Below are 18,439 nucleotides of genomic sequence, written 5' to 3' on the forward strand. Positions count from 1 at the left end.
TCTTAGCTCAGCTATAATGCTCAGCTTGTTTTCAGCCCGCCAGAACCTTCAGTGGATAGGGTTATATGTCCGGAAAAGCGCAACAGCAGTCCCGCCTCAAAGAGTTGATCCAGCGTGGCCGTGAGCAGGGTTACCTGACTTACGCCGAGGTCAACGACCACCTACCGGAGGATATTTCCGATCCGGAACAGGTGGAAGACATCATTCGCATGATCAACGACATGGGCATCAATGTATTCGAGGTTGCCCCGGATGCCGATGCCCTGTTGTTGGCCGAAGCCGATACCGATGAAGCCGCTGCCGAAGAGGCCGCCGCCGCACTCGCTGCGGTCGAGACCGACATCGGCCGCACTACCGACCCGGTGCGCATGTACATGCGCGAAATGGGCACCGTCGAACTGCTGACCCGCGAAGGCGAGATCGAAATCGCCAAACGCATCGAGGAAGGCATTCGCGAGGTGATGAGCGCCATCGCTCACTTCCCCGGCACCGTCGACAGCATCCTCGCCGATTACGAGCGAGTGACGACCGAAGGTGGCCGCCTGTCCGACATCCTCAGCGGCTATATCGACCCCGACGATGACGGCGCTGCCGCACCTCAGGAAGTCGAACCGGAAGCTCCGCAGACCGCGGCGAAACCGGCAGCCGACGACAAGGACGACGAGGACGAGGAAGAGTCCGACACCGAGGAAGAAGAAGGCGACGGCGGGCCGGATCCAGAAGTTGCACGCCTGCGTTTCGGCGCGGTCGCAGAGCAACTGGAAAAAGCCAACAAAGCGCTGAAGAAGCATGGCCGTGCCAGCCAGCAGGCCGTCGAGGAACTCGAAGCCCTCGCCATCCTGTTCATGCCGATCAAGCTGGTGCCCAAGCAGTACGATGCGCTGGTCGAGCGTGTACGCAACGCGCTGAATCAGATCCGCGCGCAGGAACGCGCCATCATGCAGCTGTGCGTGCGTGATGCCCGCATGCCGCGTGCCGACTTCCTGCGCCAGTTCCCGAGCAACGAGACCAACCTGGACTGGGCCGAGCAACTGGCCTCAGGCAAGGGCAAGTACGCCGAGGCCATCGGCAATCGCAAGGAAGACATCCAGCGCTGCCAGCAAAAGCTGATCGAGCTGGAGCAGGAATGCAGCCTGGCGATCGCGGACATCAAGGACATCAACCGTCGCATGTCCATCGGTGAGGCCAAGGCCCGCCGGGCGAAGAAAGAGATGGTCGAGGCCAACCTGCGCCTGGTTATCTCCATCGCCAAGAAGTACACCAACCGCGGCCTGCAATTCCTCGACCTGATCCAGGAAGGCAACATCGGCCTGATGAAGGCGGTGGACAAGTTCGAATACCGCCGCGGCTACAAGTTCTCGACCTACGCCACCTGGTGGATTCGCCAGGCGATCACGCGCTCCATTGCTGACCAGGCGCGGACCATCCGCATCCCGGTGCACATGATCGAGACGATCAACAAGCTCAACCGCATCTCCCGTCAGATGCTGCAGGAAATGGGTCGCGAGCCCACTCCTGAAGAGCTTGGCGAGCGCATGGAAATGCCCGAGGACAAGATCCGCAAGGTACTGAAGATCGCCAAGGAACCGATCTCCATGGAAACGCCGATTGGTGACGACGAAGACTCGCATCTGGGCGATTTTATCGAAGATTCGGCCATGCAGTCGCCGATCGACGTAGCCACCGTGGAAAGCCTCAAGGAAGCCACCCGCGAAGTGCTCTCCGGCCTCACTGCCCGTGAAGCCAAGGTGCTGCGCATGCGCTTCGGCATCGACATGAACACCGACCATACCCTCGAGGAAGTCGGCAAGCAGTTCGATGTCACCCGCGAGCGGATCCGTCAGATAGAAGCCAAGGCGCTGCGCAAGTTGCGCCACCCGACGAGAAGCGAGCACCTGCGCTCCTTCCTCGACGAGTAACACCAACAACCCCGGCTCAGGCCGGGGTTGTCGTTTCTGCAGCATCGCTACATCTCCAAGCCTCGCCTGCAAAGCACCAGAACAGCATGCAGCGGCCACAAACCTTGGCGCATGACAAAGCCCATCGGTATAATCCGCCGGCCTTCTGGGGGCCTATAGCTCAGTTGGTTAGAGCAGAGGACTCATAATCCTTTGGTCCACGGTTCGAGTCCGTGTGGGCCCACCACCTTCAAAGCCGCGCACTGCGCGGCTTTTTCGTTTGTTCCTCTCCGGCAATTGAAGTTTTCCGCGAAGCCTCTGCCTGCGCCAGCTTGCCCGACAACACTCACCCGGCAGCTAATAACCAGATCGAATATAAACATCAGGAAAGGTTTCTGGACTCTCTAAGCTGACGTCTCTATCGTGCGCCGCGGGGTCGTTGTTTCGACTTGCCTACTCGCCATCCTTAAGGACGTCCATGCTTCCAGAATCGCTGCCGCTGTTGTTCGTCTGCGCCTTGCTGATCTGGGTGTTGGTGGCGTTCGTCAGGGAGAGCTGGAGCCCGGATATCGTCGTCGCGATCGCGGTGGCGGTGTTGCTGGCCACCCAGCTGCTGACGCCAGGCGAGGTGCTCGGCGTGCTGTCCAACTCGGCGCCGGTCACCATTGCCTGCATGTTCATCATCTCCGCGGCGCTGGAGCGCACCGGCTGTATCGACGCGCTGGGCAACTGGCTCGGCAATCTGGTCGGCACCAGCCCTACCCGCGTCCTGTTCGGCCTAACCATCACTGCACTGGTGATCTCCGCCTGCCTGAACAACACGCCGGTGGTGGCAATCCTCACTCCGGTGGCGATCTCGCTGGCCAAGCGAGCCGGCACTACACCCTCCAAGCTTTTGATTCCGCTTTCGTACGCGACCATCCTCGGCGGCACGCTGACCATGATCGGTACCTCGACGAACATCCTCGTCGACGGGGTGGCTCGCAAGGCGGGCCTCGCCCCTTTCGGCATGTTCGAGATCACCGCGGCAGGGCTGATCATGGCGGCCGCCGGCATGGCCTATCTGCTGACCATTGGCAAGCACCTGCTACCGGAACGCGACACCCTGTCCAAGCTGCTCGGCCCACGCCTGGACCGCAATTTCATGACAGAGCTGCGCGTGCCGCTGAGTTCGCCGGTGATCGGCAAGACCATCGCCGAGGCCAACCTCAATGGCGGCAGCGGCCTGCAGGTGCTGCAGGTGAATCGTGACAGCCAGCTGTTCAGTCGCCCGGAGCACGACTTCACGCTGAACGCCGGCGATCTGCTGATGATTCACGGCCAGGTCAAGGACGTGGTGGAGCTGCGCGAAAGCGGCCACCTGACCTTCAACCGTGGCGACGCTTTCGAAACCATCAGCAGTGAAGATGTGATTCTCGCCGAAGCCATCGTCGGCCGCGGTTCGCGCTACAGCCACCGCCCGATGCGCGACCTCGACCTGTCCGCACGCTATGGCATCAGCGTGCTGGCCGTGCACCGCCAGGACGAGAACATTCAGGGCAACTTCGACGACTTCCAGCTGCAGTTCGGCGACGTGATGCTGGTTGAAGGCACGCCGGCGCAGATCAAGCGCTTCGCCGACAACGGTGAGCTGATCAGCCTCAATGCCGTGCAGGAGCGCGCCTTCCGCCGCGACAAGGCGCCGATCGCGATCATCGCCACCCTCGCGGTCATGGTACTGGCAGCCTTCGGCGTGATGCCGATCGAAGGCCTGGCGATCATTGGTGCGGCGTCCGTGCTGGCGACCCGCTGCCTGGATGTCGAGGATGCCTACAAGGCGGTTGACTGGAAGATTCTCAGCCTGATCTTTGGCATGCTGGCAATCAGCATCGCGATGGACAAGGTGGGGCTGGTGCAGCTGATCGTGCAGAACGTGACGACGCTGACGCCCTGGGCCGGGCCGTTGTTCATGCTGTCGTTCATCTATCTGCTGACCTCGCTGCTCACCGAAATGCTGTCGAACAATGCCGTGGCGGTGCTGATCACGCCCATCGCCATCGGCCTGGCGCAGCACCTGGGCGTCGACCCACGCGCCTTCGTGGTGGCGGTGATGTTCGCTGCCAGCGCCAGCTTCGCCACGCCAATCGGCTACCAGACCAACACCTTCGTCTACAACGCCGGGGGCTATCGCTTCGCCGACTTCCTCAAGATCGGCATTCCGCTGAACCTGCTGCTCTGGCTGGTCGGAACCCTGGTGATCCCGCTGTTCTGGCCGCTCACGCCGATTTGACGGCAAGGCTTGCGCTAGATCATTGACCGGCCAGGTGTTCAGTTTCATGCTCTCGGCCTTTGCCCCGACCAACAAGAAGAAAGGAGCGCGCCATGAAACTGGAAACCCTCGCCATCCACGCCGGCTACAGCCCGGATCCGACCACCAGGGCGGTGGCGGTGCCGATCTACCAGACCACCTCCTACGCCTTCGATGACACCCAGCACGGCGCCGACCTGTTCGACCTGAAGGTGCCGGGCAACATCTATACGCGCATCATGAATCCCACCACCGACGTGCTCGAACAGCGCGTCGCAGCGCTTGAAGGCGGCGTGGCGGCACTGGCCGTAGCTTCGGGCATGGCAGCGATCACCTACGCCATCCAGACCATCGCCGAAGTGGGCGACAACATCGTCTCGGTGGCCAAGCTCTACGGCGGCACCTACAACCTGTTCGCCCACACCCTGCCGCGCCAGGGCATCGAGGTGCGTTTCGCCGCCCACGATGACATTGCTGCCCTGGAAGCGCTGATCGACGGTCGCACCAAGGCCGTGTTCTGCGAATCCATCGGCAACCCGGCGGGCAATGTCATCGATCTCGCCGCCCTGGCCGAAGCCGCGCACCGCCATGGCGTGCCGCTGATCGTCGACAACACAGTCGCCACGCCGATGCTCTGCCGGCCGTTCGAGCATGGCGCGGACATCGTCGTGCATTCGCTGACCAAGTACATGGGTGGCCACGGCACCAGCATCGGCGGCATCGTGGTCGACTCAGGCAAGTTTCCTTGGGCACAGCACAAGGAGCGCTTCGCCCTGCTGAACACGCCCGATGTCTCCTATCACGGCGTCACCTACACCGAAGCCTTCGGCCCTGCCGCCTTCATCGGGCGCTGCCGCGTGGTGCCGCTGCGCAACATGGGCGCGGCAATTTCACCGTTCAACTCGTTTCTGATCCTGCAGGGGCTGGAAACGCTGGCACTGCGCATGGAGCGCCACTGCGAGAACGCGCTCAAGGTTGCCGAATTCCTCCAGGCCCACCCGCAAGTGGCATGGGTGAAGTATGCCGGCCTACCGGATCATCCCGAGCACGAGCTGGCGCGCCGCTATATGGGCGGCACGCCGGCGTCGATCCTCTGCTTCGGCATCGAAGGCGGAATCGAAGCTGGTGCACGCTTTATCGATGCGCTCAAGCTGGTGGTGCGCCTGGTCAACATCGGCGACGCCAAGTCCCTGGCCTGCCATCCGGCGAGCACCACGCACCGCCAGCTGAATGCCGAGGAGCTGGCCCGGGCCGGGGTGTCGCAGGACCTGATCCGGCTGTCCATCGGCATCGAGCATATCGACGATATCCTTGCCGACCTGGCCCAGGCGCTTAGCGCCTCGAAAGGCTGAGAGCGCACAACCGCACGCCGCGCTTGATATCCCGCGGCGAGGCTCCACATTAACGGCAAACCGCCGTGGAGCCTCGCCATGACCGAATCGCTGATCATCCCCTGCGCGCACTGCGCCAGCCTCAATCGCATTCCAACCGAGCGCCTGCACGACGCGCCGCGTTGCGGGCGCTGCAAGGCGGAGGCGCTGCCGGCCACGCCGTTCGATCTGCAACAGAGTCAGTTCGCCAACCAGATCAAGGGCGACCTGCCGCTGCTGGTGGATGTCTGGGCGAGCTGGTGCGGCCCCTGCCGCAGCTTCGCCCCGACCTTCGCCCAGGCAGCGAACCAGCTGCACGGCCGCTGCCGCCTGGCCAAGCTCGACAGCGAGGCCAATGCCCAGCTGTCGGCGCAACTCGGCATCCGCTCAATTCCCAGCCTGATCCTGTTCCGTGACGGTCGCGAAGTGGCACGACAGAGCGGCGCCATGCCGCTGCCCCAGCTGATGGCCTGGCTGGCGCAGCAGGGGATTAGATAACGGCTGCCGGACACTCTGCAAAGCGGCGAGTTCCACAACTATTGCGACCTCCCATCAGGATATGTATCGCAATGTTTGCGTAGCGTTCATGGCACTTGGATAATGCCCGCACTTTTCGAGCGGCACTTCCAATGCAAGCAATACACGGACGTCTGTACGCCGGCCTCGTCACGAGAGCCGCGCGAGCATGAGCGCAATACGCTTCGACATCGACCAATGGCAGGCCTGGGCTCCGGGCCGTACCTGCCAGGACGACTGGTCGAGCTGGGCGTGTGCGAGCCAATGGCAAGACGATCCAGAGGCGCAACCGGACGTATCCTTCCTGCCGGCAATGCAGCGTCGTCGCTTGAGCAGACTGGCACGGATGGTATTCGCTGTCGCCCGTCCACTGGCCGAAGGCCAGCCTCCGATGCCTTTTGTGTACGCATCGCGCCATGGGGAAACCACGCGCAATTTCGCCCTGCTCAGCGATCTCGCCGAACAGCAGCCGCTGTCACCTACCCAGTTCAGCCTCTCCGTGCACAATGCCATCGTCGGACTCTGGTCAATATTCCAGAGCGACACCAGTGAGATGACCGCTATTGCTGCGGAAGGTGATGGGCTGGAGCACGCGGTGCTCGAAGCCGGTATGCTGCTGAATGAAGGCGCGCCGGCCGTCCTGCTGGTGATCGCCGAAGAGTCGCCCCCCGATGCCTATCGTCCCTGGATCGACGAAAACACACCCTATGCGCTGGCGCTGCGACTTACCAAAGGCAATAGCTGGCAACTGCAACTGCAGGCTTCCGAGGATCTGGCGCCGCAGCCGCACGAGCCCCATGCTCTGCAACTGATCCGGGCCTTGCTCCACGACCATTCCCAATTCACGCATCACTGGAAGACGCGCAAATGGAACTGGCAGCGGACACGCTGAAGCGCCCCAACGCGCCGTGGCTGTGGCGCCTGATCGCCACCGGGCTGTCGTTTGCCCTGTTCGGCATCGGCGGCCTGTGCCTGCGGCTGATCATATTCCCGCTGCTTTCGCTGCTTCCGGGGGATGCCGCTACCCATCGTCGCCGTGCGCGGCAGACGGTAAGCAAGCTGTTCTGGCTGTTCGTGCAGTTCATGTACCACAGCGGCGTGCTGACCTATGAGGTCGAAGGCGCCGAGCGGCTGGGGCGTCCCGGCCAGCTGATCATCGCCAATCATCCTTCGCTGATCGACGTGGTAGTGCTGATCGCGCTGATCCGCGACGCCAACTGCGTGGTCAAGCAGAGTCTGTGGGACAACCCGTTCACCCGCGGCCCGATTCGCGCCGCGCAGTACATCAGCAACAACGGCAGCGCCGAGATGCTCGACGAAGCCGCCGAATCCCTGCAGCAGGGCCAGACGCTGATCATCTTTCCCGAGGGCACCCGCACCACGCCCGGCCAACCGCCGCAGTTCCATCGCGGAGCGGCGGCCATCGCCCTGCGCGGCGCGCGGCTGGTGACGCCGGTGGTGATCAGCGTGACACCGACCACCCTGACCAAGGCCGAACCCTGGTACCGCATCCCCTCGCGGCGCTTTCACTTTCATCTGCGTGTGGGCGACGACATCGACCCGCAGGCATTCGCCGCCCTGGGCGCCGCGCCGATCGCCTCGCGCCGCCTTAATGACCATCTGCACCGACACTTCATAAAGGAGCTCGCACTCGATGAGCCAACTGACGCTTGAAATCAAGCAACTGATCATCGACGCCCTGGGTCTGGAAGACCTGGGCCCGGACGACATCGCTGCCGACCAGCCCTTGTTCGGCGAAGGCCTTGGCCTCGACTCGGTGGATGCCCTGGAACTCGGCCTGGCGATTCAGAAGCGCTTCGGTATCAAGATCGACGCCGACGCCAAGGACACCCGCAAGCATTTCGCCAGCGTCGACAGCCTGGCAGCTTTCGTCAGCGCCAGCCGCGCCATCGCCTGAGGAGTATCTGCCGTGAACAGCCGTAACGAGATTTTCCAGACCCTGCGCGACGCCCTGGTGGAACTGTTCGAACTCGAACCCGAGCGCATCACCCTCGAGGCCAACCTCTATCAGGACCTGGAGATCGACAGCATCGACGCCGTCGACCTGATCGACCATATCAAGCGCCAGACCGGCAAGAAGATCGCCGCCGAGGAGTTCAAGGCCGTGCGCACCGTCGGTGACGTCGTGGAGGCGGTCTATCGCCTGACCAGCGCGGAAACCGCCTGACCGGCATCGCGCCTGCCCCGCAGCACAACCACGGTTTTTCGGACTCCTGATGCTTCCACGCTCATCCACCATCCCGCCCGGCCTGGCCCGCATGGCCGGCCTCGCCCTGCTGCTCGCCGGGCTGGCCTATCCGTTCGCCGTCTACTTCGGTATCGAGCACCTCTCGCCGCGGGTATTCGCCGCGCTACTCGGGGCGCTCTGGCTTGCCCGCCTGCTGAGCAGCGGGCGCGCCGCCAGCCGCGCGACGGCTGCTGTCGCCCTGCTGTTCTGCCTTGCCCTGGCGTTGCTCGACGACGATGTCCTGCTGCGCTGGTATCCGGTCCTGATCAACGCCGCCATGCTCGCGCTGTTCGCCGGTAGCCTGTTCGTCGGCATGCCGGTGATCGAGCGTCTGGCCCGGCTACAGGAGCCGGATCTGGCGGAAGCCGGCGTGCGCTATACGCGGCAGGTGACCAAAATCTGGGTGGGCTTCTTCGTCATCAACGGCACCATAGCCGCCGCCCTGACGCTCTGGGCGCCGCTGGCCTGGTGGACGCTGTACAACGGGTTGATTGCCTATCTGTTGATGGGCCTGCTGTTCGCCGGCGAGTGGCTGGTACGTCAGCGGGTCAGAGGCCGCACATGAGCTGGATTGCCCTGTGTGAACTGCTGACTTCAGGCGAATCGCGGCAGGTAACCGATGCCCCCGCGCTGTTGCTCGGCCAGGTGCAACAGCAGGCGTTGCACCTGGCCGGTGGGCTGCAGCGACGCAATGTGCGCAGCCTGGCCGTGCACCTGGAGGATGCCGCGCAGCTGGCGATCGCCCTGCTCGGTGCCTGGCGCGCCGGCGCGCGCGTGCTGCTGCCGGCGGACCTGCAGCCGGCGAACCGTGAGCGCCTGGACGCGCAGGCCGAGCTGTGGCTGACCGATCAGCCTGGTGATCACAGCCTGATGGATCTGCTGGGCGAACCCTTGAGTGCCGCCGAACTCGATCCGCAGCTGCTCGGCCTGACGCTCTGCACCTCGGGCTCCAGCGGCCAGCCCAAACTGATCGACAAGCGCCTGGCGCAGCTCGCCCGTGAGATCGAGACGCTGGAAGCGCTGTGGGGCGCCGACCTCGGAGCTGCCAGCGTGATCGGTAGCGTCGCCACGCAACACATCTATGGCCTGCTGTTCCGTGTGCTCTGGCCGCTGTGCGCCGGCCGTCCCATGCTGCGCCGCCCTCTGCCGTTCGCCGAGGACATGCAGCGGGCCAGCCGTGAACAACCGGCGTTCTGCTGGGTGGCCAGTCCCGCCCTGCTCAAGCGCATGGGCGACAACCTCGACTGGCCGGCGCTGCGCCAGGTGCGTCGGGTGTTCTCCTCTGGCGGGCCACTGCCGGCCGAGGCCGCACAACTGCTGCGGGAGCGCCTCGGCCAGTGGCCGACGGAGATCTATGGCAGCTCCGAAACCGGCGGCATCGCCTGGCGCCAGGGCGGCGAACTGTGGCAGCCACTACCGGGCGTCGAGCTCGGCCAGGACGAGCAGGGCGCGCTGCGCGTGGCCTCGCCCTGGCTCGCCAGCGGGCACGTCGAACAGACCGCCGATGGCGCCGAGTTGCACGCCGATGGCCGTTTCGCCCTGCGTGGCCGGCTGGACCGCATCGTCAAGCTGGAAGAGAAGCGGATCTCGCTACCGATGCTGGAAAGCGCCCTGGCCGAGCACGCCTACGTCAGCGAGGCTCGCCTGGGCGTCATCCAGGACCAGCGGGCCTATCTCGGCGCGTTGGTGGCGCTGAGCGAGGCTGGCATATTCGCCCTGCGCAACCAGGGCCGGCGCGCCGTCACCCAGACTCTGCGCCAGCATCTGAACGACCACTGCGAAGCATTGGCCCTGCCGCGGCGCTGGCGACTGCTGCATCAGCTACCAGGCAATGCCCAGGGCAAACTGCCTCAGGCCGAACTCGACGCTCTGCTGCTGGCGCCGCGCCCGCGCGAACCGGAGCGTCTGCAGCAGCAGTGGCAGGACGATCACTGGCAGATCGAGCTGCGCGTGCCGCTGGACCTGGCGCACTTCAGCGGCCATTTCCCGTGTACGCCGGTCCTGCCTGGCGTCGTTCAGATCGAGTGGGCGATGAACCTCGCGCGCGAACTGATCGACGACCTGCCGCCACGTTTCGGTGGCATGGAAGTGCTCAAGTTCCAGCAGCTCGCTCGCCCGGGCGATCACCTGAAGCTGAGCCTGCGTTTCGATCATGCCCGCGGCAAGCTGTACTTCGCCTATCACAACGCCGGCAAGCCTTGCTCGTCCGGCCGCATCCTGCTGGGAGCTCGTCCATGACCACGCTGAATCCCTTGCCGCCCGTCGAGGAGCAGCCGATCGCTAGCGTGGCGCCCGCCCTGCCCAACGAAGAGGATTGGTTCAAGCCCTGCGCGCTGATCCCGGTTTACAACCACGAGCGCAGCCTGCCGGCAGTGGTCGCCGCGCTGCGGGCGGCGGACCTGCCCTGCGTGCTGGTGGATGACGGTTCCTCCTCTGCCGCGGCAACGGTTATCGACCGACTGGCGGAGCAAGACGGCGTCTTCCTGCTCCGCCATCCGCGCAATCAGGGCAAGGGCGGTGCGGTAATCAGCGGCCTGCGCGAGGCGCGGCGACTGGGCTTCAGCCATGCGCTGCAGGTCGACGCCGACGGCCAGCACGACCTGTCCGGTGTCGAGCTGTTCCTCGACCGCGCCAGCCAGGCGCCGGACGCGGTGATCTGCGGCTATCCGCGATACGACGCCAGCGTGCCCAAGGGGCGCCTGTATGCCCGCTACCTGACCCATGTCTGGGTCTGGATCAACACCCTGTCGCTGGCGATCCGCGACTCCATGTGCGGCTTTCGTGTCTACCCGCTGGAGCCGACGTTGGCATTGCTCGACCGCGTGCGCCTGGGCCGGCGCATGGATTTCGACACCGAGATCCTGGTGCGCCTGCACTGGCAGCAGCAGCCGATGGTCTGGCTACCGACGCGGGTGCATTACCCGGCCGATGGCGTCTCGCACTTCCGCCTCTGGCTGGACAATGCACTGATCTCCGCCATGCATGCCCGGCTGTTCTTCGGCATGCTGCTGCGCGCGCCAAAACTGCTCGCCCAGCGCCTGCAGCGATGAGCGAAGCCCCGATGCCCTCCCACTGGGCGGCGCAGCGCGAGCGCGGAAGTTTCGCGCTGATGCGCCTGACCGCCTGGGCGGTACGGCTACTTGGTCGGCGCACCATGGCGCCGCTGCTGTATCTGATCGTGCTGTATTTCTATCTGTTCGGCCGCAGCGCCCGTGACAGCGCGCGCCAGTATCAGGGCTACCTGGCGCGCTGGAGCGGTCGCGCCGAACTGCAGCCGAGCACGCGCTCGGTCTATCGCCAGTTCATGAGTTTCGCCGAAGCGCTGTTGGACAAGCTGGATGTCTGGAGCGGGCGCGTCGGACGGGAACGCCTGGTGATCCACGACCCGGCCAACCTGCACGCCAGCCTCGCCGGGGCGCGCGGTCAGCTGCTGGTCGGCTCGCACCTGGGCAATCTGGAGATCTGCCGGGCGCTGGCGGAAATCGGCGGCGAAGTGCGGATGAACGTGCTGGTGCACACCCGTCACGCCGAGCAGTTCAATCGCCTGCTGGACCAGTCCGGCGCGGACAACCTGCGGCTGATCCAGGTCAGCGAACTGGACCCGGCGACCATGCTGCAGCTGTCCCAGCGTCTGGAGCGCGGCGAGTGGCTGGCCATCGCCGGTGATCGGGTGCCGCTGCACGGTGGGCGCACCGCCGTGGCGGACTTCCTCGGTCAGCCGGCAGCCTTTCCCCAGGGGCCCTGGCTGCTCGCCGGCCTGCTGGAATGCCCGGTGAATCTGCTGTTCTGTCTCAAGCATGACGAGCGCTTCCATGTGCATCTCGAGCCCTTCGCCGAACGCATCCGCTGGCGCCGCGCCGACCGCGATGCGGTGATCGCGCAGGCAGTGCAGCGCTACGCCGACCGCCTCGCCGCGCGCTGCCTGGAGGCGCCGCTGCAATGGTTCAACTTCTATCCCTTCTGGAACACACAGGACCCGCGTCGTGACTGAGCCCGTGATCTTTGGCGAACACCTTCTGCGCATCGAGGACGTGCTGGCTGTGGCGCAGCGCCGTGCGCCGGCACGGCTGCAGGCGGACGAGACCTTTCGCAGCCGCATCACCCGCGGCGCGCAGTTTCTCGACACCCTGCTGGACCGCGAGGGCGTGATCTACGGCGTTACCACCGGCTATGGCGATTCCTGCGTGGTGGCGGTGCCGCTGCACCAGGTCGAGGCGTTGCCGCAGCACCTGTTCACCTTTCACGGCTGTGGCCTCGGCAAGTTGCTGGACGCCGAAGCCACCCGCGCCGTGCTCGCCGCGCGCCTGCGTTCGCTTACCCATGGCATGTCCGGTGTACGCATCGAGCTGCTGGAACGCATGCAGGCATTCCTCGAACACGATGTGCTGCCGCTGATTCCTGAGGAAGGCTCGGTCGGCGCCAGCGGCGACCTGACCCCACTGTCCTATGTCGCTGCCGCCCTCGCCGGCGAGCGCGAGGTACTGTATCGCGGCGAGCGCCGCAGCGCCGCCGAAGTGCATCGCCAGCTCGGCTGGCCACCCTTGACCCTGCGCCCCAAGGAGGCGCTGGCGTTGATGAACGGCACCGCGGTGATGACCGGCCTCGCCTGCCTGGCCTACGCCCGCGCTGACTACCTGCTGCAGCTGGCGACCCGCATCACCGCGCTGAACGTGATCGCCCTGCAGGGTAACCCCGAGCACTTCGACGAGCGCCTGTTCGCCGCCAAGCCGCATCCTGGGCAGGTTCAGGTCGCCGCCTGGATTCGTCAGGACCTGGCCATCGACGCGCCCGCTGCGCCGCTGCATCGATTGCAGGACCGCTACTCCATCCGCTGCGCGCCCCATGTGCTCGGTGTGCTGGCCGACAGCCTGGGCCTGCTGCGCCAGTTCATCGAGACCGAACTGAACAGCGCCAACGACAACCCGATCATCGATGCCGACAACGAGCGCGTGCTGCACGGCGGGCACTTCTATGGCGGGCATATCGCCTTCGCCATGGACAGCCTGAAGAATCTGGTGGCCAACGTCGCCGATCTGCTCGACCGCCAGCTCGCCCTGCTGGTCGACACGCGCTACAACCACGGCCTGCCGAGCAACCTCTCCGGCGCGCCGGCCGCCACGGCGATGATCAACCACGGCTTCAAGGCGGTGCAGATCGGCGCCAGCGCCTGGACCGCCGAAGCGCTGAAGAACAGCATGCCGGCCAGCGTCTTCTCGCGCTCCACCGAATGCCACAACCAGGACAAGGTGAGCATGGGCACCATCGCCGCCCGCGACGCGCTGCGCAGCCTGGAGCTGAGCGAGCAGGTCGCCGCGGCCACGCTGCTCGCCGCCCAGCAGGGCGTCTGGCTGCGCCAGCGCCTGGACGACGCGCGCCCGCTGCCCGCACCACTGGCGGCCATGCACAGCGAACTGGCGGCGACCTTCCCCCCGCTGATCGAAGACCGGGCGCTGGAAGGCGAACTGCGCCTGTGCCTCGAACAGATCCGCAACCGCCACTGGAGGCTTTATGCGTAAGGACGGCGTACTGCAGGCCGAGGTCGAGTTGCTCGTGCCGTTCTTCGACGTCGACTCCATGGACGTGGTCTGGCACGGCCACTACGTCAAGTACTTCGAGGTCGCCCGCTGTGCGCTGCTCGAGCGTATCGGCCACAACTATCAGCAGATGCGCGATGCCGGCTATGCCTGGCCGATCATCGACGTGCAGCTGCGCTACATGCGCGGCGCGCGCTTCAACCAGCGCATCGTGGTGCGCGCCGACCTGGTGGAGTGGGAGAACCGCCTGAAGATCAACTACCTGATCCGCGATGCCGAAACCGGCGAGCGCATGACCCGCGGCAGCACCGTGCAGGTCGCCGTGGAGATCGCCAGCCGCGAGATGCTGCTGGCCTCGCCACGAGTGTTCGTCGACGCGGTGGAGCGCGCACTGGCATGACGCCGCCCGTCAAGAAATGGCTGGCCGCCGCCGTCCTGCTGATGGTCACCACCATCGCCATGGCGCAGCCCTTCGACCTGCCACAGCTCGCCGAACAACTGAGCGGGCCGGCCGTGGTACGTGGCGATTTCATTCAGGAAAAGTACCTGAGAGCCTTGCCGCAGCCGCTGACCAGTCACGGCCAGTTCACCCTGTCCCGCGACCACGGCCTGCTCTGGCTGCTGCAACAGCCGATCCGCCAGGACTATCGCATTACGCCTCAGGGGATCGCGCGGCGCGGCGAACAGGGCTGGCAGGCGGTCGACCCGCAGGGCGGTTCGGCCCGACAGAACCAGCTGTTCCTCGCCGTGCTGAGCGGCGACACCCAGGCTCTGCAGCGCGACTTCCAACTCGAGCTGAGCGGTGCAGCCACGGCCTGGCGGTTGCAACTGACGCCACGCGGCGCGCTGCTCAAGCAGATCTTTGCCGACATCGAGATCCAGGGCGGTGAGACGGTGACTCGAATCGAGCTGCACGAAACCCAGGGTGATCGCACGCTGATCCGTCTGCTCGACAGCCAGACCGACCTCGCCCTCACGGCCAGCGAGCAACGCGATCTTGCCGACTGAGCGCCTGCAGACCCGGCGCTGGCCGGCCGCGCTGTTCTGCCTGGCGCTGCTCGGCCTGCTGGCGCTGAATGCCTGGCAATGGCGCGACGGCCCGCCGCTGAGTGCCAACCTGCTGCAGCTCCTGCCCGACGCGAGTCACGACGCGCTCGAAGGGCTGGCGACCGAGCGCATGCAGGAGCCGCTCAAGCGCGACCTGATGCTGCTGATCCGGCATGACGACGAGCGTGAAACCTGGCGCCTGACTGAAAGCCTGGCAGCCGAACTGCGTGGCAGCGGCCTGTTCGCCCAGGTGCGCGAGCGGGTACAGCCCGATCTGCCGGCGGTCGCGCGACAGCTGCGCGAGCAGTCCCTCGGATTGCTTGGCGATACCGAGCGCCAGCAGCTCATCGAACAGCCCGTGCGGTTCGTCCAGCAGCGCATCGAGCGCCTCTACGACCCCTTCGCCGCCAGCCCGCTGCCGCTCGAACAGGACTGGTTCGGCATCGCCGGCCTGGCCCTGCAACGGATGCCGCAGCCGGGCAGCCTTCGCACCGGTGGCGATGGCCGTCTGATTGCCGAGCACGCCGGCCAGCGCTGGGCCGTCGTGCACGCGCGCACGCAGGGCGATGCGTTCGATGAGCGCCTGCCACAACAGGTAGCCGCACTCGTCGAGGCCGCCCGCAGCGCTGTCGAAACCGCCGGCGGCGAACTGCTCGCTGCCGGCGGCGTGCTGCATGCCGCCCATGGTCAGCGCTCGGCCCGCGCCGAGGCGAGCCTGATCGGCAGCCTGTCGCTGGGTGCCACCCTGCTGCTGTTGCTCTGGCTGTTCCGCACGCCGCGCATCCTCCTCGCCGCCTTGCCGGTGCTGGTCGGCGCGCTGTCAGGGGCGGCCGCCTGCGTCGCGCTGTTCGGCCAGATGCACGTACTGACGCTGGTGCTCGGCGCCAGCCTGATCGGCGTCAGCCTGGACTTCCCGCTGCACTACCTGTCCAAGAGCTGGACCCTGCAGCCCTGGCACGGCCGGCGCGCGCTTGGTCTGATCCTGCCGGGGCTGGCGCTGGCCCTGTTAACCAACCTGATCGGCTATCTCGCGCTGGCCTTCACGCCCTTCCCGGCACTGACCCAGGTGGCGGTCTTCTCTACAGCCGGATTGCTCGGCGCCTTCCTCTGCACCACCTGCCTGCTGCCGCTGCTGTTCAATGGTCGCCTGCAGCCCTGGCCACGCCCATTGGGTTGGGCGCAGCGCTGGCTGCAGATGCGCCAGGCCCTGCTTGCACGCGTCGGCTCGCCCTGGCTGCTGGCCGTGTTCGGACTGTTCTGCGTAGGCGGCGTGCTGCAGCTGTCATTCGAGGACGACCTGCGCCAGTGGGTCAGCCGCGCGCCGGCACTGCAGCAGCAAGCCGAGCGTATCGGCACGATCACCGGCTTCCAGCCCACCAGCCAGTACCTCCTCGTGCGCGCCGCCGATGCTGACGCGCTGCTCGAACGCCAGGCCAAGCTCAGCCGCCGGCTGTCCGCCCTGCAGGCCGAGCAACGCCTGGGCGGGCACCTTGCCCTGAGCCAGCTGGTTGCACCGACTGCCGAACAGGACCGCCTGCGCGCCGCCCTGCCGCAACTGCTCGAAGCCAGCCAGCCGCTCGCCGCGCTGGGTGCCGCGACGAGCAACCTGCAGGCGGAGATCGAGCGCCTGCAGGCACAGCCACCGGTGACCATCGAGGCGGCGCTGGCAGGCCCGTTGGGCGAGCCCTGGCGCGCGCTCTGGCTCGGCGCGCAGAACGACGGCGTCGCCGGGCTGATCAGCCTGCAGGGCCTGCGCGACGGAGCCGCCCTGGAACACATCGCTGATGACGTGCCCGGCACGACACTGGTCGACCAGCCGGCCCGCCTCAACCAGCTGTTTGCCGCGACCAAGCTTCAGGCCGGCGAACTCAAGCTGCTCGCCAGCCTGCTGATCTTTGCCCTGCTCTGCTTTCCCTTCGGGCCGAGCGGCGCCCTGCGTTGCCTGGCCGTGCCGCTGCTGGCCGCCCTGGCGAGCCTGGCCAGTCTCGGCTGGCTCGGTCAGCCGCTGACGCTGTTTGGCCTGTTCGGCCTGCTGCTGGTCACGGCGATCGGCGTGGATTACGCCATTCTGATGCGCGAGCAGGTCGGCGGCGCCGCGGTCAGCCTGGTCGGCACCCTGCTGGCGGCCACCACCACCTGGCTGTCGTTCGGCCTGCTGGCGGTGTCCAGCACGCCGGCGGTGAGCAACTTCGGCCTCACCGTCAGCCTCGGCCTGGCATTCAGTTTCTTCCTGGCCCCCTGGGCCATCCACCAGCAAGACACACCACCACAGGCAGGGAGGCCGTATGGCGCCGCTTGAGACGCAACACCGCGAAGTCGTGATCATCGGAGCCGGCCCGTCCGGCGCAATCGCTGGCGCGCTGCTCAAGCGCCAGGGCCACGACGTGCTGATCGTCGAACGCCAGCGCTTTCCGCGCTTCTCCATCGGCGAGAGCTTGCTGTCGCACTGCCTGGACTTCATCGAGGAAGCCGGGATGCTCGAGGCGGTGCGCGCGGCGGGGTTCCAGACCAAGCACGGCGCGGCCTTCGGCTGGGGCGAGCGCTACACGGAATTCGATTTTCGCGACAAGTTCACCGCCGGCCATGGCAGCACCTACCAGGTCCAGCGCGCCGACTTCGACAAGCTGCTGGCCGACCAGGCCGAGCTGCAGGGCGTGGAAATCCGCTACGAGGAAGAAGTCACCGCGGTGGATTTCACCGGCGCGCAACCCTGGCTGCAGATTCGTCGGGCAGATGGCAGCGAGTACCGCGTCGATGCCGCCTTCGTGCTCGATGCCAGCGGCTATGGCCGGGTACTGCCGCAGCTGCTGGATCTGGAAGCGCCGTCGGGCTTCCCGGTGCGCCGGGCGATATTCACCCATATCGAGGACCGTATCGACGATCCACGCTTCGACCGCGAGAAGATCCTTATCACCACCCATCCCGAGCTGCGGGACGTCTGGTACTGGACCATCCCGTTCAGCAACGGCCGCTGTTCGCTGGGTGTGGTCGCCAGTGCCGAGCGCTACGAAGGCCGGCCGGTGAACCTCGATGCCTGCCTGCGCGAATTCGTCCAGGAGGCACCGAACCTCAGGCGCATTCTCGCCAATGCCGAATGGGACACCCCGGCGCGCCTGATCGGCGGCTACTCGGCCAACGTCAAGAGCCTGCACGGTCCGGGCTTCGCCCTGCTGGGCAACGCCGCCGAGTTCCTCGACCCGGTGTTTTCCTCCGGCGTGACCATCGCCATGCGCTCGGCACACATGGCCGCCGCCGTGCTGCATCGCCAGCTGAGCGGCGAAACGGTGGATTGGGAACGCGAGTTCGCCGCGCCGCTCAAGCGCGGCGTCGATACCTTCCGGACCTACGTGGAGGGTTGGTACGATTGCAGCTTCCAGGACGTGATCTACTACGAACACGCCCAGCCGGAGATCCGCCGGATGATCAGCTCGATCCTTGCCGGCTATGCCTGGGACGAAAAGAACCCCTATGTCGCCGAACCCAAACGCCGCCTGCGCGTACTGGCCGAACTCTGCGCGGCCGGTGCCGACGCGTGAGCG

The 18,439-nt window shown here is 65.9% G+C and carries 17 protein-coding genes and 1 tRNA gene; all 18 read left to right on the forward strand.

Annotated elements, in window-relative coordinates; translation table 11 throughout:
• The first annotated feature begins 65 nt into the window (after positions 1-65).
• The 18 genes from rpoD to EA798_RS08990 all read left to right on the forward strand — a co-directional run bounded on the left by rpoD (position 66) and on the right by EA798_RS08990 (position 18,436).
• Positions 66-1,919 carry an RNA polymerase sigma factor RpoD gene (gene rpoD / locus EA798_RS08905; protein WP_122098717.1) on the forward strand — a complete coding sequence of 618 codons (1,854 nt, stop codon included), beginning with the start codon at positions 66-68 and terminating at the stop codon, positions 1,917-1,919.
• A gap of 149 nt (positions 1,920-2,068) precedes the next feature.
• A tRNA-Ile gene (locus EA798_RS08910) sits at positions 2,069-2,145 on the forward strand.
• A gap of 192 nt (positions 2,146-2,337) precedes the next feature.
• The gene (locus EA798_RS08915; protein WP_338068767.1) at positions 2,338-4,167 is read left to right on the forward strand and encodes an SLC13 family permease; all 1,830 of its coding nucleotides are present in this window, start codon (positions 2,338-2,340) and stop codon (positions 4,165-4,167) included.
• Positions 4,168-4,259: 92 nt separating this feature from the next.
• Positions 4,260-5,537, forward strand: a complete 1,278-nt coding sequence (locus EA798_RS08920; RefSeq protein ID WP_122098719.1) for a bifunctional O-acetylhomoserine aminocarboxypropyltransferase/cysteine synthase — start codon at positions 4,260-4,262, stop codon at positions 5,535-5,537.
• 78 nt (positions 5,538-5,615) lie between these two features.
• Positions 5,616-6,053 (forward strand): thioredoxin TrxC, encoded by a 438-nt coding sequence (gene trxC, locus EA798_RS08925; protein ID WP_122098720.1) that lies wholly within the window; start codon positions 5,616-5,618, stop codon positions 6,051-6,053.
• Positions 6,054-6,240: 187 nt separating this feature from the next.
• Positions 6,241-6,963, forward strand: coding sequence for a beta-ketoacyl synthase chain length factor (locus tag EA798_RS08930; RefSeq protein WP_122098721.1), 723 nt, complete (start codon positions 6,241-6,243; stop codon positions 6,961-6,963).
• Positions 6,939-7,745, forward strand: a complete 807-nt coding sequence (locus tag EA798_RS08935; protein ID WP_122098722.1) for a lysophospholipid acyltransferase family protein — start codon at positions 6,939-6,941, stop codon at positions 7,743-7,745. The genes EA798_RS08930 and EA798_RS08935 overlap by 25 nt, the downstream gene beginning before the upstream one ends.
• On the forward strand, positions 7,726-7,989 hold the full coding sequence (locus EA798_RS08940) for a phosphopantetheine-binding protein (protein WP_048328508.1): 264 nt from the start codon (positions 7,726-7,728) through the stop codon (positions 7,987-7,989). The genes EA798_RS08935 and EA798_RS08940 overlap by 20 nt, the downstream gene beginning before the upstream one ends.
• 12 nt (positions 7,990-8,001) lie before the next feature.
• Positions 8,002-8,259, forward strand: a complete 258-nt coding sequence (locus EA798_RS08945; protein ID WP_015278355.1) for an acyl carrier protein — start codon at positions 8,002-8,004, stop codon at positions 8,257-8,259.
• A 49-nt stretch (positions 8,260-8,308) separates the two neighbouring features.
• The gene (locus tag EA798_RS08950; protein WP_122098723.1) at positions 8,309-8,884 is read left to right on the forward strand and encodes a COG4648 family protein; all 576 of its coding nucleotides are present in this window, start codon (positions 8,309-8,311) and stop codon (positions 8,882-8,884) included.
• Complete coding sequence (locus EA798_RS08955; RefSeq protein WP_122098724.1) at positions 8,881-10,557, forward strand: ApeI family dehydratase; 1,677 nt, start codon at positions 8,881-8,883, stop codon at positions 10,555-10,557. The genes EA798_RS08950 and EA798_RS08955 overlap by 4 nt, the downstream gene beginning before the upstream one ends.
• Positions 10,554-11,369, forward strand: coding sequence for a glycosyltransferase family 2 protein (locus EA798_RS08960; RefSeq protein ID WP_122098725.1), 816 nt, complete (start codon positions 10,554-10,556; stop codon positions 11,367-11,369). The genes EA798_RS08955 and EA798_RS08960 overlap by 4 nt, the downstream gene beginning before the upstream one ends.
• Positions 11,366-12,310, forward strand: a complete 945-nt coding sequence (locus tag EA798_RS08965; RefSeq protein ID WP_106155974.1) for an LpxL/LpxP family acyltransferase — start codon at positions 11,366-11,368, stop codon at positions 12,308-12,310. Before EA798_RS08960 ends, EA798_RS08965 begins: the two co-directional genes overlap by 4 nt.
• On the forward strand, positions 12,303-13,835 hold the full coding sequence (locus EA798_RS08970) for an HAL/PAL/TAL family ammonia-lyase (RefSeq protein WP_122098726.1): 1,533 nt from the start codon (positions 12,303-12,305) through the stop codon (positions 13,833-13,835). The genes EA798_RS08965 and EA798_RS08970 overlap by 8 nt, the downstream gene beginning before the upstream one ends.
• The gene (locus EA798_RS08975; RefSeq protein ID WP_102839604.1) at positions 13,828-14,253 is read left to right on the forward strand and encodes an acyl-CoA thioesterase; all 426 of its coding nucleotides are present in this window, start codon (positions 13,828-13,830) and stop codon (positions 14,251-14,253) included. The genes EA798_RS08970 and EA798_RS08975 overlap by 8 nt, the downstream gene beginning before the upstream one ends.
• Positions 14,250-14,861, forward strand: a complete 612-nt coding sequence (locus EA798_RS08980) for a LolA family protein (RefSeq protein WP_122098727.1) — start codon at positions 14,250-14,252, stop codon at positions 14,859-14,861. The genes EA798_RS08975 and EA798_RS08980 overlap by 4 nt, the downstream gene beginning before the upstream one ends.
• Positions 14,851-17,199, forward strand: a complete 2,349-nt coding sequence (locus EA798_RS08985) for an MMPL family transporter (RefSeq protein ID WP_122098728.1) — start codon at positions 14,851-14,853, stop codon at positions 17,197-17,199. The genes EA798_RS08980 and EA798_RS08985 overlap by 11 nt, the downstream gene beginning before the upstream one ends.
• The gene (locus tag EA798_RS08990; protein WP_106155979.1) at positions 17,186-18,436 is read left to right on the forward strand and encodes an NAD(P)/FAD-dependent oxidoreductase; all 1,251 of its coding nucleotides are present in this window, start codon (positions 17,186-17,188) and stop codon (positions 18,434-18,436) included. The genes EA798_RS08985 and EA798_RS08990 overlap by 14 nt, the downstream gene beginning before the upstream one ends.
• The last annotated feature ends 3 nt before the right edge of the window (positions 18,437-18,439 follow it).

The sequence above is a fragment of the Pseudomonas songnenensis genome, assembly GCF_003696315.1.
In the GTDB taxonomy this organism is placed as follows: domain Bacteria; phylum Pseudomonadota; class Gammaproteobacteria; order Pseudomonadales; family Pseudomonadaceae; genus Stutzerimonas; species Stutzerimonas songnenensis.

What these genes read in the sequence shown, in the direction of transcription:
- rpoD (WP_122098717.1), top strand. Translation starts at nt 66, where the DNA reads ATGTCCGGAAAAGCGCAACAGCAGTCCCGCCTCAAAGAGTTGATCCAG.
- EA798_RS08920 (WP_122098719.1), top strand. Translation starts at nt 4,260, where the DNA reads ATGAAACTGGAAACCCTCGCCATCCACGCCGGCTACAGCCCGGATCCG.
- trxC (WP_122098720.1), top strand. Translation starts at nt 5,616, where the DNA reads ATGACCGAATCGCTGATCATCCCCTGCGCGCACTGCGCCAGCCTCAAT.
- EA798_RS08930 (WP_122098721.1), top strand. Translation starts at nt 6,241, where the DNA reads ATGAGCGCAATACGCTTCGACATCGACCAATGGCAGGCCTGGGCTCCG.
- EA798_RS08935 (WP_122098722.1), top strand. Translation starts at nt 6,939, where the DNA reads ATGGAACTGGCAGCGGACACGCTGAAGCGCCCCAACGCGCCGTGGCTG.
- EA798_RS08940 (WP_048328508.1), top strand. Translation starts at nt 7,726, where the DNA reads ATGAGCCAACTGACGCTTGAAATCAAGCAACTGATCATCGACGCCCTG.
- EA798_RS08950 (WP_122098723.1), top strand. Translation starts at nt 8,309, where the DNA reads ATGCTTCCACGCTCATCCACCATCCCGCCCGGCCTGGCCCGCATGGCC.
- EA798_RS08955 (WP_122098724.1), top strand. Translation starts at nt 8,881, where the DNA reads ATGAGCTGGATTGCCCTGTGTGAACTGCTGACTTCAGGCGAATCGCGG.
- EA798_RS08960 (WP_122098725.1), top strand. Translation starts at nt 10,554, where the DNA reads ATGACCACGCTGAATCCCTTGCCGCCCGTCGAGGAGCAGCCGATCGCT.
- EA798_RS08965 (WP_106155974.1), top strand. Translation starts at nt 11,366, where the DNA reads ATGAGCGAAGCCCCGATGCCCTCCCACTGGGCGGCGCAGCGCGAGCGC.
- EA798_RS08975 (WP_102839604.1), top strand. Translation starts at nt 13,828, where the DNA reads ATGCGTAAGGACGGCGTACTGCAGGCCGAGGTCGAGTTGCTCGTGCCG.
- EA798_RS08980 (WP_122098727.1), top strand. Translation starts at nt 14,250, where the DNA reads ATGACGCCGCCCGTCAAGAAATGGCTGGCCGCCGCCGTCCTGCTGATG.
- EA798_RS08990 (WP_106155979.1), top strand. Translation starts at nt 17,186, where the DNA reads ATGGCGCCGCTTGAGACGCAACACCGCGAAGTCGTGATCATCGGAGCC.